At 42.7% G+C, this 15,734-nt stretch carries 11 protein-coding genes and 1 tRNA gene; all 12 read right to left on the bottom strand.

Features of this window, described 5'->3' with window-relative positions; genetic code table 11:
* Positions 1-62: 62 nt before the first annotated feature.
* A complete protein-coding gene (fusA, locus tag P20429_RS18000) occupies positions 63-2,177 on the bottom strand; it encodes an elongation factor G (RefSeq protein ID WP_007580132.1) in 2,115 nt (704 codons plus the stop codon).
* A gap of 27 nt (positions 2,178-2,204) precedes the next feature.
* Positions 2,205-2,675 carry a 30S ribosomal protein S7 gene (gene rpsG, locus P20429_RS18005; RefSeq protein ID WP_010555004.1) on the bottom strand — a complete coding sequence of 157 codons (471 nt, stop codon included), beginning with the start codon at positions 2,673-2,675 and terminating at the stop codon, positions 2,205-2,207.
* A 97-nt stretch (positions 2,676-2,772) separates the two neighbouring features.
* Positions 2,773-3,147, bottom strand: a complete 375-nt coding sequence (gene rpsL / locus P20429_RS18010; RefSeq protein WP_002958885.1) for a 30S ribosomal protein S12 — start codon at positions 3,145-3,147, stop codon at positions 2,773-2,775.
* 194 nt (positions 3,148-3,341) lie between these two features.
* Positions 3,342-7,517, bottom strand: a complete 4,176-nt coding sequence (gene rpoC, locus P20429_RS18015; protein ID WP_007580130.1) for a DNA-directed RNA polymerase subunit beta' — start codon at positions 7,515-7,517, stop codon at positions 3,342-3,344.
* 104 nt (positions 7,518-7,621) lie between these two features.
* Positions 7,622-11,647, bottom strand: a complete 4,026-nt coding sequence (rpoB, locus tag P20429_RS18020; protein WP_007580127.1) for a DNA-directed RNA polymerase subunit beta — start codon at positions 11,645-11,647, stop codon at positions 7,622-7,624.
* Between the two features lie 271 nt (positions 11,648-11,918).
* Positions 11,919-12,281, bottom strand: coding sequence for a 50S ribosomal protein L7/L12 (gene rplL / locus P20429_RS18025; RefSeq protein WP_002958882.1), 363 nt, complete (start codon positions 12,279-12,281; stop codon positions 11,919-11,921).
* Between the two features lie 76 nt (positions 12,282-12,357).
* Positions 12,358-12,852: a 50S ribosomal protein L10 gene (gene rplJ / locus P20429_RS18030; RefSeq protein ID WP_002958881.1), complete on the bottom strand. Its 495-nt coding sequence runs from the start codon at positions 12,850-12,852 to the stop codon at positions 12,358-12,360.
* A 322-nt stretch (positions 12,853-13,174) separates the two neighbouring features.
* Positions 13,175-13,879: a 50S ribosomal protein L1 gene (gene rplA / locus P20429_RS18035; RefSeq protein WP_007580124.1), complete on the bottom strand. Its 705-nt coding sequence runs from the start codon at positions 13,877-13,879 to the stop codon at positions 13,175-13,177.
* A 3-nt stretch (positions 13,880-13,882) separates the two neighbouring features.
* Complete coding sequence (rplK, locus tag P20429_RS18040; RefSeq protein ID WP_002958879.1) at positions 13,883-14,311, bottom strand: 50S ribosomal protein L11; 429 nt, start codon at positions 14,309-14,311, stop codon at positions 13,883-13,885.
* Between the two features lie 213 nt (positions 14,312-14,524).
* Positions 14,525-15,088: a transcription termination/antitermination protein NusG gene (gene nusG / locus P20429_RS18045; protein WP_007580122.1), complete on the bottom strand. Its 564-nt coding sequence runs from the start codon at positions 15,086-15,088 to the stop codon at positions 14,525-14,527.
* 4 nt (positions 15,089-15,092) lie between these two features.
* A complete protein-coding gene (gene secE, locus P20429_RS18050) occupies positions 15,093-15,470 on the bottom strand; it encodes a preprotein translocase subunit SecE (protein ID WP_002958877.1) in 378 nt (125 codons plus the stop codon).
* A gap of 132 nt (positions 15,471-15,602) precedes the next feature.
* Positions 15,603-15,679: transfer RNA gene (locus P20429_RS18055), tRNA-Trp, on the bottom strand.
* Positions 15,680-15,734: the final 55 nt, after the last annotated feature.

The raw sequence follows: 15,734 nt of genomic DNA, 5'->3' as shown, positions 1-15,734 counted from the left end.
CTTAAAAAATTCCTAATAAAGAAATTAAAGCCTGACTCACTATTGAGCCAGACAAGCTAAAATTATATAACAGCGCGAGCTGAAATTATTGTATCTGCAACGTTTTTAGAGGCTTCAGCGTACTTCACAAACTCCATAGAGTATGAGGCACGGCCCTGTGTTGCAGATCGTAAAGCAGTCGCATAACCAAACATTTCAGAAAGAGGAACCTGCGCATTAATTTGCTTAAGTCCACCTAATGCATCTTCCATGCCTTCGATTATGCCGCGGCGACGGTTTAAGTCGCCAACTACATCACCCATATTTGAATCAGGAGTGAGTACTTCAACCTTCATTACTGGCTCTAGTAGTACAGGGTTAGCTTTAAGCGCCCCATCTCTCATTGCCAGTGAACCTGCTATTTTAAATGCCATTTCATTCGAATCTACATCATGGAATGAACCATCATATAAAGTCGCTTTAACGCCAAGTAATGGGTAGCCTGCCAGTACACCTTGAGACATTTGCTCTTGGATACCTTTGTCTACCGCAGGGACGAACTCTTTAGGAACAGAACCGCCTACGGTTTCGTTAACGAACTCGTAAATTGGTGACTCATCATCCGTAATATCCATCGGTTCAAGTTTAATCCAAACGTGACCATATTGACCACGACCACCTGACTGACGTATAAACTTCCCTTCAACCTTAACAGTTGAACGAATAGCTTCTCGGTATGAGACCTGCGGCTTACCAACGTTACATTCAACACTGAATTCACGTTTCATACGGTCGACGATGATATCTAGGTGAAGTTCACCCATGCCAGAGATTATAACCTGGCCTGATTCTTCGTCAGTTTGTACTCGAAAAGAAGGGTCTTCAGCAGCTAGTTTACCCAGCGCGATACCCATCTTATCTTGGTCAGCTATAGTGCGAGGCTCAACCGCAATAGAGATTACTGGTTCAGGGAATTCCATACGCTCAAGCGTAATAATAGAATTCGGATCACACAGTGTTTCACCTGTTGTTACGTCTTTAAGACCAATAGCTGCCGCGATGTCGCCTGCGAAAACTTCTTTGATCTCTTCACGAGAGTTTGAATGCATCTGTACGATACGGCCAAGTCGCTCACGCTTACTTTTTACTGGATTATATACCGTGTCACCCTGTTTAACAGTACCAGAGTAAACACGGAAAAAGGTCAAGGTTCCAACAAACGGGTCTGTTGCAATCTTAAAAGCGAGTGCAGCAAACGGCGCCTTATCATTAGCTGGACGTTCTTCCTCAGTACCATTTTCTAAGATACCTTGGATTTGTTTCACTTGCTCTGGTGAGGGCATATATTCAACAACGCAATCAAGCACAGCTTGAACACCTTTGTTTTTAAATGCGCTACCACAAGTAACTGGAACAATCTCATTAGCTAATGTTCGTTGGCGTAAAGCATTTTTAATTTCTGCTTCACTTAACTCTTCACCTTCTAAGTATTTATCCATTAGTTCTTCTGTTGCTTCAGCAGCGCTTTCAACTAAGTGAGAGCGCCATTCTTCAGCTAATTCCAGAAGTTCTGCCGGTATTGCCTCATAAGAGAAAGTCATACCCTGGTCCGCTTCGTTCCAGTTAATCACTTTCATTTTTATAAGGTCAATAACACCTTTAAAGTCGTCCTCAGCGCCTACAGGCAACTGAATTGGAACAGGCGTTGCTCCAAGACGAGATTTCACCTGGCTAACCACAGCTAAGAAGTCAGCGCCCGTGCGATCCATTTTATTTACGAAGATCATTCTCGGAACTTCGTATTTGTTCGCTTGACGCCAAACTGTCTCAGTTTGCGGCTGTACACCAGATGAAGCACAAAGAACAACTACCGCACCATCTAATACGCGTAAAGAACGCTCTACTTCGATAGTGAAATCTACGTGTCCTGGAGTATCAATAATATTGATACGATGGGCGTCAAATTGAGCGTCCATCCCTTTCCAAAAACACGTTGTTGCAGCAGAAGTGATTGTGATACCACGCTCTTGTTCCTGCTCCATCCAATCCATAGTTGCAGCGCCATCATGTACTTCACCGATCTTATGAGAAAGACCCGTGTAGAACAGAACACGTTCTGTTGTGGTGGTTTTGCCTGCATCTACGTGAGCGACAATACCTATATTACGATAGCGCTCAAGTGGAGTTGTACGTGCCATATGATCCTCTTAAAGGTTAAAGACAGATTACCAACGGTAATGAGCGAATGCTTTATTCGCTTCAGCCATACGGTGAACGTCTTCACGTTTCTTAACCGCAGTGCCTTTATTATCAGAAGCGTCAACGATTTCTTGAGCTAAACGTAAGCCCATAGATTTTTCGCCACGCTTACGTGCAGCGTCTACTAACCAACGCATACCTAATGCGTTACGACGAACTGGACGTACTTCAACTGGTACTTGATAAGTTGAACCACCAACACGGCGAGATTTAACTTCTACCTGTGGGCGGATGTTATCAAGTGCAGTTTCAAAGATTTCTAGGTGCGACTTGCCTGATTTCTCAGCAGCCACGTCTAGCGCACCATAAACAATTTTTTCAGCAGTAGATTTCTTGCCGTCTAACATCACGATGTTAACGAATTTAGCAAGAAGTTCCGATCCGAACTTAGGATCTGGAAGAATTTTACGTTGACCGATTACGCGTCTTCTAGGCATTTTGTATCTCCGGTTTATTCAGGTTTGCTCTTTCGAGTCAATCACCCAAAACAATAATTATAAATATTTAGTGCTTGGCCTTACTAACGGAAAACAATTAGCCTTTAGGGCGTTTTGCACCGTATTTAGAACGAGCTTGACGACGATCGCTAACGCCTGCACAGTCAAGTGCACCACGAACAGTGTGAAAACGCACACCTGGTAAATCTTTAACACGACCACCACGGATTAGGATTACACTATGCTCTTGAAGGTTATGACCTTCACCGCCAATGTATGAAGTTACTTCGAAACCGTTAGTTAAACGTACACGTGCTACTTTACGTAACGCCGAGTTTGGTTTCTTAGGTGTAGTTGTATATACGCGAGTACATACACCGCGCTTTTGCGGACACGCTTTTAGTGCAGCTGAGTTACTTTTCGTAACCTTGCTACGGCGTGGCTTACGCACTAGCTGGTTAATAGTTGCCATTTAAATAGCTCCTGAAATTAAAATTACTACTGAAAAAAATAAAAAATCCGCCCTTTATTTACGAGCCTGCATTAAGCACACAAGTAAATGGGTGGCGGAATTTTAATGAGCAAAGTTTAACCTGTCAACCTAAACTAACCGCAAGACAGCATATAACTGACTTGCGATCACTTAATCTATTGATTAAGAACAGTTTATTGATTTCCAGACAAATCAGCATTTAGAGCGTCTGTAAGTGCTTGAGTTGCCTCTTCTGCACTTACTGTTTGCTCTTCTACTACTACTTTGCTTTGTTTACGGCGAGCCATACGTTCTTGATGATACGCAAAACCGGTACCGGCTGGGATCAAACGACCCACAATTACGTTTTCTTTAAGACCGCGAAGCTCATCGCTCTTACCATTCACTGCCGCATCTGTAAGAACACGTGTTGTCTCTTGGAAAGACGCTGCAGAGATGAAAGATTCTGTTGCTAGTGATGCTTTTGTGATACCCATTAACTGGATTTCAAACTTAGCTGGTATCTTACCTTGTTTTTCAAGGTCACGGTTTGCGATATTAACGCGCGCCACTTCGATTTGTTCACCGGCTAAGAAGTCAGTATCACCGCCGTGCATAATGGTACATTTACGTAACATTTGACGGATAATTGTTTCAATGTGCTTGTCATTGATCTTAACGCCTTGCAAACGGTAAACCTCTTGCACTTCGTTAACGATATAGTTAGCAACATGAGTCACACCACGTAGGCGTAAGATGTCATGCGGTGATTCAGGACCATCGGCGATAACTTCACCTTTAGACACTTGCTCACCTTCAAACACGTTAAGTTGACGCCATTTAGGAATCATCTCTTCGTAATGATCACCTTCAGCTGGAGTAATAACTAAACGCTTCTTACCTTTAGTCTCTTTACCGAAGCTAATTGTACCAGTTACTTCAGCTAATATAGCTGGTTCTTTTGGCTTACGAGCTTCAAATAAGTCGGCTACGCGTGGTAGACCACCCGTGATATCACGAGTTTTCGAACCTTCTTGCGGAATACGTGCTAACACGTCACCTGGGTTTGCTGTAACGCCGTCAATAACTTCAATCGTCGTGAATGAAGGAAGACGTGTTTCTTGCAGACCGCGCTCTTCACTTTCGATGATAAGCTTTGGTTCTTTCGTATTTACTTTAGCAAGATCTTTTACAACTACACGGGTTAAACCAGTTAGCTCATCAGTCTGTGCTTCAGTATTTGAATCATCGATATCGCTGAACGATACTTTTGATTTATGCTCAAGAACGATTGGGTGACTATGCGGGTCCCAAGTAGCAACGATATCGTTACCTAGAACTTCAGCATTGTCTTGCACTGTTAATACCGCACCGTAAGGTACTTTATAACGCTCTTTCTCACGACCATGACTATCAATGATAGTAATTTCCGTAGAACGAGAGGTAATAACAATCTTACCGTCTGTGTTTAATACGTACTTAGAGTTATGAAGTTTTAATGTACCGTTAGTTTTAACTTGTACATTATTTTCTGCAGACGCTCTAGATGCCGCACCACCGATGTGGAAGGTACGCATTGTTAACTGTGTACCCGGCTCACCAATTGACTGTGCCGCGATAACACCCACTGATTCACCAGCGTTGATGATATGACCACGTGCTAGGTCACGACCATAACAGTTAGCACAAACACCAAAGTCATTATCACAAGTGATAACAGAACGTACACGAACTTCATCTACTGAATGCTCTTCTAAAAGATCACACAGTTTTTCGTCTAGCATGATATTACGTTCAACAAGCACTGTATTAGTACCTGGAATCACAATATCTTCAGCAACAACACGACCTAGAACACGTTCACGAAGTGCTTCTACAACATCACCACCTTCAATAAGCGGTTTCATTGTTAAGCCATCTTCTGTGCCACAGTCATCTTCATTGATTACCAAATCTTGTGCAACGTCTACTAGACGACGCGTTAGGTAACCCGAGTTTGCTGTTTTAAGTGCTGTATCGGCAAGACCTTTACGCGCACCATGCGTTGAGATGAAGTACTGAAGTACGTTTAGACCTTCACGGAAGTTAGCTGTGATTGGAGTCTCGATGATTGAACCATCTGGACGTGCCATTAGACCACGCATACCCGCCAACTGACGAATCTGTGCAGCACTACCACGAGCACCTGAGTCGGCCATCATAAACACTGAGTTAAATGACGGTTGCTCTACTTCTTCACCTTGTGCATTGATAACTGTGTCTTTCGACAAGTTAGACATCATCTCACGTGATAAGTTTTCGTTTACACGTGACCAGATATCGATAACTTTGTTGTACTTTTCACCAGCCGTTACAAGACCTGATTGGAATTGTTGGTTGATTTCAGTAACTTCAGCTTCAGCTGATTCAATTATCTGTGCTTTAACCGGTGGGATAACTAAGTCATCAATACCGATAGAAACACCTGACTTCATTGCATAATGGAAACCGGTGTACATAACTTGGTCAGCAAAGATAACTGTATCTTTAAGACCTAGACGACGGTAACACTCATTCAATAAGCCAGAAATCTGCTTTTTACCTAGCGGCTGGTTGATTGACGCAAACGGCATGCCTTTAGGTAAAATTAGAGACAGAATCGCACGACCAACAGTTGTATCGATAACAGTAATAGTATCTTCTACTACGCCGTCTTCGTTTTTAACTGATTGGCTAATACGTACTTTCACAATTGCGTGAAGGTCTGCATTGCCACTGCGGTATGCTTTTTCTGCTTCTTTTGGATCTTTAAATATCGCGCCTTCGCCTTTAGCGTTAATGCGGTCACGAGTCATGTAATAAAGACCCAATACAACATCCTGTGAAGGAACGATGATTGGCTCACCATTCGCAGGAGATAGAATGTTGTTTGTTGACATCATCAATGCACGAGCTTCAAGCTGCGCTTCGATTGTTAACGGTACGTGTACCGCCATTTGGTCACCATCGAAATCGGCGTTGTAAGCCGCACATACTAATGGATGCAAATGAATCGCTTTACCTTCGATAAGCACAGGCTCAAACGCTTGGATACCCAAACGGTGAAGTGTTGGTGCACGGTTAAGTAATACTGGATGTTCACGAATTACTTCGTCAAGTACATCCCATACTTCCGGAACTTCACGTTCAACCATCTTCTTAGCAGCTTTGATTGTCGTAGCCATGCCGCGACGTTCTAATTTGCCATAGATGAATGGTTTGAATAGCTCTAGTGCCATCTTCTTAGGAAGACCACATTGGTGAAGCTTAAGTGTAGGACCAACTGTGATTACAGAACGGCCTGAATAATCTACACGCTTACCAAGTAAGTTCTGACGGAAACGACCTTGCTTACCCTTGATCATATCAGCAAGAGATTTAAGAGGACGTTTGTTAGAACCTGTAATTGCACGACCACGACGACCGTTATCAAGTAACGCATCTACCGCTTCTTGTAACATACGTTTTTCGTTACGTACAATAATGTCTGGTGCTGCTAAATCTAGTAGACGCTTAAGACGGTTATTACGGTTAATAACACGACGGTAAAGGTCATTTAGATCAGATGTCGCAAAACGACCACCGTCTAATGGTACTAATGGGCGTAGATCAGGTGGCAATACTGGAAGTACTGTCATGATCATCCACTCAGGGTTATTACCTGATTGGTGGAACGATTCCATTAACTTAAGACGTTTAGTGATTTTTTTACGCTTAGTTTCAGAGTTAATTGTTGGTAACTCTTCACGCATCTCAGCAATTAATTGAGCAAGATCAAGTTCACGAAGCAAGTCTAAAACTGCTTCAGCACCCATCTTAGCTTCAAACTCATCACCGTGCTCTTCTAGTGAATCTAAGTATTCTTCTTCACCTAATAACTGACCACGCTCAAGCGTTGTCATACCAGGTTCAGTTACTACGAATGATTCGAAGTAAAGAACACGTTCAATATCACGAAGCGTCATATCTAGCATTAAGCCAATACGTGACGGTAATGATTTTAAAAACCATATATGTGCAACTGGGCTCGCAAGGTCGATATGACCCATACGATCGCGTCGCACTTTAGTGAGTGTTACTTCAACGCCACACTTTTCACAGATCACACCACGGTGTTTAAGGCGTTTATATTTACCACATAAACACTCATAATCTTTCACTGGGCCGAAAATACGGGCACAGAATAAGCCATCGCGCTCAGGCTTGAAAGTACGGTAGTTAATAGTCTCAGGTTTCTTTACTTCACCGTATGACCATGAACGAACCATGTCTGGTGAAGCAAGACCAATGCGAATTGCATCGAATTCTTCGGTCTTATTTTGTTGCTTCAGAAACTTAAGTAAGTCTTTCACCTTAGCTCTCCTGTCGGAGTTAATCTTGAGGACGGATAATCTCGTCCCTACATTCTATTCAGCCGTAACAGATGCTGCAGCGTTAACTGCAGCATCTAATTGGCTTAATTTTCTTCCAACTCGATGTTGATACCCAGTGAGCGGATTTCTTTCAACAATACGTTGAACGATTCTGGCATACCTGGTTCCATTTTATGGTTACCATCAACGATGTTTTTATACATCTTAGTACGACCGTTCACGTCATCCGATTTCACTGTTAGCATTTCTTGTAGAGTGTAAGCAGCACCATAAGCTTCAAGTGCCCATACTTCCATCTCACCAAAACGCTGGCCACCGAACTGTGCTTTACCACCCAGCGGCTGCTGAGTAACAAGGCTGTAAGAACCAGTAGAACGTGCGTGCATCTTATCGTCAACCAAGTGGTTAAGTTTAAGCATGTACATGTAACCAACAGTTACTTGACGTTCAAACTGATCGCCAGTACGGCCATCATAAAGTGTAACCTGACCACTACGAGGATAGCCCGCAAGCTCAAGCATATCTTTGATTTCGCTTTCTTTCGCGCCATCAAATGCAGGAGTAGCTATTGGTAAACCACCTTTTAAGTTTTCAGCTAGACGACGAATTTCGTCATCAGTGAAGCTAGCAATATCTACAACTTGGCGAGATTCGCCAATTTCGTATGCTTGCTTGATGAAGTCACGTAGCTCATGAAGCTCACGTTGCTCTTTCATCATCTCTTCAATACGTTCACCGATACCACGTGCAGCAAGACCCATATGTGTTTCAAGGATCTGACCGATGTTCATACGTGATGGTACACCTAGTGGATTCAATACGATATCTACCGTACGACCTTTGTCATCGTAAGGCATATCTTCTACTGGTACGATAGTCGAGATAACACCTTTGTTACCATGACGACCCGCCATTTTATCACCCGGTTGGATACGACGTTTAACAGCTAGGTATACTTTAACAATCTTAAGTACGCCTGGTGCTAAGTCATCACCTTGGGTAATTTTACGACGTTTGTTTTCAAACTTCTTATCGTATTCAGCTTTAAGTTCATCGTACTGTGCAGCTAGTTGCTCAAGCTCAGCTTGCTTGTCTTCTTCAGCAAGGCTTTGCGTAAGTACTTTTTCAGCATTTAGAGATGCAAGTTTATCTTCATCAAAACCAGCAGCTATAAGTAGCTTACGTGCACGGTCTAAAACGCCTGCTTCTAAAATACGGAACTCTTCGTTGAAGTCTTTCTTCGCTTCGCGAAGCTGCATGTCTTCAACTTCTAACGCGCGTTTATCTTTTTCAACACCATCACGGGTGAAAACTTGCACGTCAATTACAGTACCAGTTACAGAATTTGGTACACGTAAAGAGCTGTCTTTAACGTCAGACGCTTTTTCGCCGAAGATAGCACGCAGTAGCTTCTCTTCAGGTGTAAGCTGTGTCTCGCCTTTAGGAGTCACTTTACCTACTAGGATATCGCCGCCTTTAACTTCAGCACCAATATATACAACGCCTGATTCATCAAGCTTGCCTAGCGCAGACTCACCCACATTCGGGATATCTGCAGTGATCTCTTCTGGACCTAATTTAGTATCACGGGCAACACACTGTAGTTCTTGAATATGGATAGTCGTTAGACGATCTTCTTCAACTACGCGCTCTGATAACAAGATTGAATCTTCGAAGTTATAACCGTTCCATGGCATGAATGCCACGCGAAGGTTTTGACCAAGGGCTAAGTCACCTAAGTCAGTCGAAGGACCATCTGCTAACACGTCACCACGAGTAACCGGTTCGCCAACCATACAAGTTGGTTTTTGGTTAATACATGTATTTTGGTTTGAACGTGTGTATTTGGTTAAGTTGTAGATGTCGATGCCCGCTTCACCAGGAATGCGTTCTTCTTCATGTACATTTACAACGATGCGACTTGCGTCAGCATACATTACTTCACCACCACGTTTAGCAACGATAGTTACACCAGAATCTTTCGCTAGTGTTAACTCAATACCAGTACCTACTAACGGCTTATCCGCTTTCAATGTTGGTACTGCTTGACGTTGCATGTTTGAACCCATCAATGCACGGTTAGCATCATCGTGTTCTAGGAACGGGATAAGTGCTGCCGCTACAGAGATCACCTGTTGTGGTGATACATCCATATACTGCTGGTCCATGCGACCCATAAAGGTAGATTCACCTTTGTGACGACATGGGATAAGTTCATCAACAAACTCATTGGTTTCAGTTAAGTTTGAGTTCGCCTGTGCGATAACAAACTGACCTTCTTCAATGGCTGATAAATAATCAACTTCATCAGTTACAACACCGTCTACCACTTTGCGGTAAGGTGTTTCTAAGAAACCGTAGTCATTTGTACGTGCGTACGTAGACAACGAGTTAATTAGACCGATATTTGGACCCTCAGGAGTCTCGATTGGACATACGCGACCATAGTGAGTTACGTGAACGTCACGTACTTCAAAGCCTGCGCGTTCACGAGTTAGACCGCCCGGACCTAATGCAGAGATACGACGTTTATGCGTAACTTCTGATAGTGGGTTATTTTGGTCCATAAACTGTGATAACTGAGACGAGCCGAAGAACTCTTTAACAGCTGCCGAAATAGGCTTAGCGTTAATAAGATCTTGTGGCATTATTGCGTCAAGGTCACCTAAGCTTAAACGCTCACGTACAGCACGTTCAACACGTACTAGACCAACACGGAATTGGTTCTCAGCCATTTCGCCAACACTACGTATACGACGGTTGCCTAAGTGATCGATATCATCAACATCGCCTTGACCGTTACGAATAGCAATTAATACTTTCATAACAGACACGATGTCTTCTTTGCTTAATGTACCAGGGCCTGTGTCTGTATCGTAACCAACACGGCTATTGAACTTCATACGACCTACAGTAGATAAGTCATAACGTTCTTCAGAGAAGAACAAGTTCTGGAATAAGGCTTCAGCCGCGTCTTTCGTCGGTGGCTCGCCTGGGCGCATCATGCGGTAAATTTCTACTAGTGCTTCTAAACGGCTGCTTGCAGAGTCAATGTTTAATGTATTTGACATGTAAGCACCGCTGTCCACTTCATTGATATATAACGTATCAATTTTAGTGTAACCGGCTTTAACCAATTCAGCCATTAGCTCTAGAGTTAGCTCGTCATTTGCATTTGCAATAACTTCACCAGTTGACTCATCAACATAGTTTTTAGCTACAATACGGCCAATGATGTACTCATGTGGTACTTCTAATTGCTTAATGCCTTTCTTTTCGATGCTCTTGATGTGGCGAGCCGTAACACGACGACCGCTTTCAACAAATACTTCACCGTCTTCGCTCTTGATATCAAAAGCGGCAGTTTCACCACGTAAACGCGAAGGTACAAGTTCCATAAGAACTTTACCATTCGTTACTTCAAACGTAGTGTTATCGAAGAACATATCTAGGATTTGTTCGCTAGAATACTCTAGTGCACGTAGGATGATAGACGCCGGTAATTTACGACGACGGTCAATACGTACATATAAGTTATCTTTTGCATCAAATTCGAAGTCTAACCATGAACCACGGTAAGGTATAACGCGTGCGTTATATAATACTTTACCCGATGAATGGGTTTTACCGCGGTCGTTATCAAAGAATACACCAGGGCTACGGTGTAGCTGAGAAACGATAACACGCTCTGTACCATTGATTACAAAAGTACCGGTATCTGTCATGAGCGGAATTTCGCCCATGTAAACTTCTTGCTCTTTAATGTCTTTAACTGTGCCTGGTGCTTCTTTGTCCATAACAACAAGACGCAGTTTCACGCGAAGTGGAGCAGAATAAGTCACACCGCGAATTTGACATTCTTTTACATCGAAAACTGGCTCACCAATACGGTAACTTACGTATTGAAGCTCAGAATTTCCCGAGTAGCTTTTAATAGGGAACACAGAACGGAAGGCAGCTTCCAAACCATGATCGCCATCAGCGTCCGGCACTAAGAATTTTTTAAACGATTCTAACTGTGTAGACAGTAAAAAAGGTATATCCAAAACTTGTGGACGTTTACCAAAATCCTTACGGATACGTTTCTTTTCAGAATAAGAGTAAGCCATGGGGTTCCTCAGCTTGCTGATCTTTGACCCGACCTGTTCTTGTAAGAACAGACTTAACTGGCAGCTATGCCAAGATTTTACAACATTTAACTGTTGTTCTAATTAGATCCCACTTTAACACTAGCAAACTATAAAGCGTTGAAAGTAAAGAAAAAATCAGATTTTATTTGAACTAAAAGAGTGCATCACTCTATAGCGCAAAAAGGCCGGTGATTAAATAATCACCAGCCCTTGCCTGATTTCTCAGGCAGCGAACTTAGCAAAAGCTAAATTACTTAACCTCAACTTCAGCACCAGCTTCAGTAAGATCTTTTGCAAGTGCTTCAGCTTCTTCTTTAGATACACCTTCTTTAACAGGTGTAGGAGCAGCTTCAACAAGAGCTTTCGCTTCTTTAAGGCCAAGGCCAGTTGCGCTACGAACAGCTTTGATTGCAGAAACCTTGTTAGCGCCAGCGCCAGTAAGGATTACGTCAAATTCTGTTTTCTCTTCAGCAGCTTCAGCAGCTGGACCAGCTACCATTGCAGCTGCAGCAGTTACGCCGAATTTTTCTTCCATTGCTTCGATAAGAGCAACAACGTCCATTACTGACATTTCAGCAATTGCGTCAAGGATTTGGTCTTTAGATACAGACATTACAAATTTCCTAATAATTAACGGACATTACGTCCAAATAAATTTTACACCGAAAGTGAGATTAAACAGCTTAAAATTAAGCAGCTTGCTCTTCTTTCTGTACACGTACTGCTTCAATTGTTTTACACAATTTGCCAGCAGACGCTTCTTTCATAGCACTCATTAAGCGTGCAACAGCTTCGTCGTATGTAGGTAATGTAGCAAGCATTGCTGCATCAACAACATTTCCTTCAAAAGCGGCCGTTTTAAGCTCGAATTTCTCATTCTTTTTCGCGAAATCTGAAAAGATACGCGCAGCAGCACCTGGGTGCTCTGATGAGAAAGCGATTAAGCTTGGACCAACAAATGAATCAGAAAGACACTCAAAATCTGTTCCTTCAAGAGCACGTTTTGCTAAAGTGTTACGGACAACTTTCATCCAAACACCATTTGCACGAGCTTCTTTACGAAGGGCAGTGATTGCGCCAACTGTTACACCACGAGAATCTGCAACAACTGCAGATAGAGCACCATTGGCTGCTTCGTTGACTTCAGCAACTATTGCTTTTTTGCCTTGAAGATTTAAAGCCATGGGTGTTACTCCTGGTTTAATGGGGATACCGATTATCGGATTCCCCTGTTCTACTCTTCCCTACCAAACAAGGTAGAGATGCTTTTTACGGCGAGAGCCAGAAGGATTAGGAAAAATCTATCTGGGGTCTACACCGTCTACGTAGGTGAATATTAAGGCCGAAGCCACCTACGGTCTTGGACGGAAGCCCAATTTATCGTTAACCCCGAAGGCTTAACGAAATTATGGACTTCAACCCGAATTCTTTACTTTGCCAATTAATAAATTAATCAACAAAATGGCGCGAAATTATAGTACAAATTTCACGCCATGTAAACACTGATTAAGCTACAGTTGTGCTTAAAGTGTTTTGGTCAACAGAAACGCCTGCGCCCATTGTTGTAGAGATAGTTACTTTCTTCAAGTAAACACCTTTAGCTTGAGAAGGTTTAGCCTTCTTAAGCGCAACAATTAGAGACTCAAGGTTTTGTTGTAATTGCTCTGCAGTGAAATCAACCTTACCAATAGTAGTATGGATGATGCCATTTTTGTCATTACGGTAACGTACTTGACCTGCTTTAGCATTTTTAACTGCTTCTGCAACGTTAGGCGTTACAGTACCAGTTTTAGGGTTTGGCATTAGACCACGTGGGCCTAAGATTTGACCTAGTTGACCAACAACACGCATAGCGTCTGGTGATGCAACAACAACGTCAAAGTTCATCTCGCCTTTTTTAACTAGTTCAGCAAGATCTTCCATGCCTACTAATTCAGCACCGGCTTCTTTTGCAGCTTCTGCATTAGCGCCTTGTGTGAATACAGCAACACGAACGTCACGACCAGTACCGTTAGGTAGTACAGTAGCACCACGAACGTTTTGATCAGATTTACGAGCATCGATACCAAGGTTAACGGCAACGTCAACACTTTCTACGAATTTAGCTGTCGCTAACTCTTTTAAAAGAGCAACTGCTTCATTGATTTCGTAATCTTTTGTTACTTCCACTTTTTCGCGGATAGTACGCATACGTTTAGTTAATTTAGCCATTTCTTAGTCCTCTACGTTCAAGCCCATCGCACGCGCAGAACCTGCGATAGTGCGAACCGCTGCGTCCATATCGGCAGCTGTAAGGTCAGTTCGTTTTGTCTCAACAATTTCTTCAAGTTGAGCACGAGTTACTGTGCCTACTTTATCAGTGTTAGGACGGCCTGAGCCTGACTTGATACCAGCAGCTTTCTTAAGTAAGTAAGCAGCAGGTGGCGTTTTCATGTCGAACGTAAATGAACGGTCACCGTAAACAGAGATCACTACAGGAACTGGAGCGCCTTTTTCGATAGACTCTGTACGTGCGTTAAACGCTTTACAGAATTCCATGATGTTTACACCGTGTTGACCTAGTGCAGGACCTACTGGAGGACTAGGATTAGCCATACCAGCGGCAACTTGCAGCTTGATTAGAGCTTCAACTTTTTTAGCCATTATAAATACCTCATTTGGTGGGTCTCAGCCTTGTGCGCGCGAGGACGCGTACTCTAACGGCTTCCCAGTTTAAAAATTGGTTTCGTACTTTTTGCACAGTAAAAATAAATTTTACCTTAATACAAAAAGGCCGCTGATTATAAGTTAATCAGCGGCCTTTTTCAAGCTTCATGCCAAAATTTAAATAAAAATTAGCGAAGCTTTTTTAATCAATTACTTATCTTGCTCAACTTGACCGAATTCAAGCTCAACTGGCGTAGAACGACCAAAAATAAGTACAGATACTTTTACGCGGCTCTTTTCGTAGTCAACTTCTTCAACTACACCACTGAAATCTGCAAATGGTCCGTCTGTAACGCGAACAACTTCACCTGGTTCAAATAATGTAGCAGGTTTAGGTGCTTCAGCATTTTCTTGAAGGCGATTAAGAATGCGTTCTGCTTCTTTAGGAGTTATTGGAGCAGGACGATCAGACGTTCCACCAATAAAGCCCATTACACGTTCAGTGCTGTTCACTAAGTGCCAGCTTGCGTCATTCATATCCATTTGTACTAATACATAACCTGGAAAGAATTTACGCTCAGATTTACGCTTTTGGCCAGCGCGCATCTCAACAACTTCTTCAGTTGGTACTAGTATCTCACCAAAGCTCGATTCAAGACCTTCGATTTTAATGTGTTCAGTTAACGTTTGAGCTACACGCTTTTCGTAACCAGAAAAGGCTTGTACTACATACCAACGTAACTTAATTTCTTTGTTCTCGTTCTCATCCGACATGGGATCAGATCTCCAATCCAGTTAAAAAGCCTACAGCGCGGAATAAAATGCCATCTAATCCCCAAAGGATAAGTGCCATAATCACTGTTGCAACCATTACAATTAATGTCGTGTGGGTAGTTTCTTGGCGCGTTGGCCAAATAACTTTGCGTACTTCAATTCGAGCTTCTTTAGCGAAAGCAAGAAAGTTACGTCCCTTAAATGTTTGCGAGGCAATTGCTAATCCGGCCGCTATTGCAACAACAACGCCGATAGCACGTAGTAGTACAGATTGATCTGCATACATGTGATTACCAACAACTGCGCCTGCAAGTAGCGCGATTGCTACTAACCACTTTACTGACTCCATCGCACTTGATGGTGTTTCTACATTCGTGCTCATAATATTATTACCTTAACTACAGACACAACAACCCTACACTACGGTAAGGTTAATCCATTAAAATCTAAACTTAAAAACAGACTTAATTTAAACCGGTTTTTAATCTCAGACTACTCAAACCACAAGTAAAACTGGCAGGGGCGGAGAGATTCGAACTCCCAACCATCGGTTTTGGAGACCGCTGTTCTACCAATTGGAACTACGCCCCTGCAAAGTGGATGCCTATTATACTTACGCAGTCCATTAACACAAGCCTAAAAGATA

Origin of the sequence: Pseudoalteromonas sp. BSi20429, assembly GCF_000238895.1 — a bacterium.
Classification (GTDB): Bacteria; Pseudomonadota; Gammaproteobacteria; order Enterobacterales; family Alteromonadaceae; genus Pseudoalteromonas; species Pseudoalteromonas arctica.
The sequence above is the reverse complement of the archived record's forward strand: the minus strand, read 5'-3'. Positions and strand labels throughout refer to the sequence as shown.

Bases quoted from the DNA above. Each gene is read 5' to 3' on its own strand.
- fusA (WP_007580132.1), bottom strand. From the start codon at position 2,177: ATGGCACGTACAACTCCACTTGAGCGCTATCGTAATATAGGTATTGTC.
- rpsG (WP_010555004.1), bottom strand. From the start codon at position 2,675: ATGCCTAGAAGACGCGTAATCGGTCAACGTAAAATTCTTCCAGATCCT.
- rpsL (WP_002958885.1), bottom strand. From the start codon at position 3,147: ATGGCAACTATTAACCAGCTAGTGCGTAAGCCACGCCGTAGCAAGGTT.
- rpoB (WP_007580127.1), bottom strand. From the start codon at position 11,647: ATGGCTTACTCTTATTCTGAAAAGAAACGTATCCGTAAGGATTTTGGT.
- rplL (WP_002958882.1), bottom strand. From the start codon at position 12,281: ATGTCTGTATCTAAAGACCAAATCCTTGACGCAATTGCTGAAATGTCA.
- rplJ (WP_002958881.1), bottom strand. From the start codon at position 12,852: ATGGCTTTAAATCTTCAAGGCAAAAAAGCAATAGTTGCTGAAGTCAAC.
- rplA (WP_007580124.1), bottom strand. From the start codon at position 13,879: ATGGCTAAATTAACTAAACGTATGCGTACTATCCGCGAAAAAGTGGAA.
- rplK (WP_002958879.1), bottom strand. From the start codon at position 14,311: ATGGCTAAAAAAGTTGAAGCTCTAATCAAGCTGCAAGTTGCCGCTGGT.
- nusG (WP_007580122.1), bottom strand. From the start codon at position 15,088: ATGTCGGATGAGAACGAGAACAAAGAAATTAAGTTACGTTGGTATGTA.
- secE (WP_002958877.1), bottom strand. From the start codon at position 15,470: ATGAGCACGAATGTAGAAACACCATCAAGTGCGATGGAGTCAGTAAAG.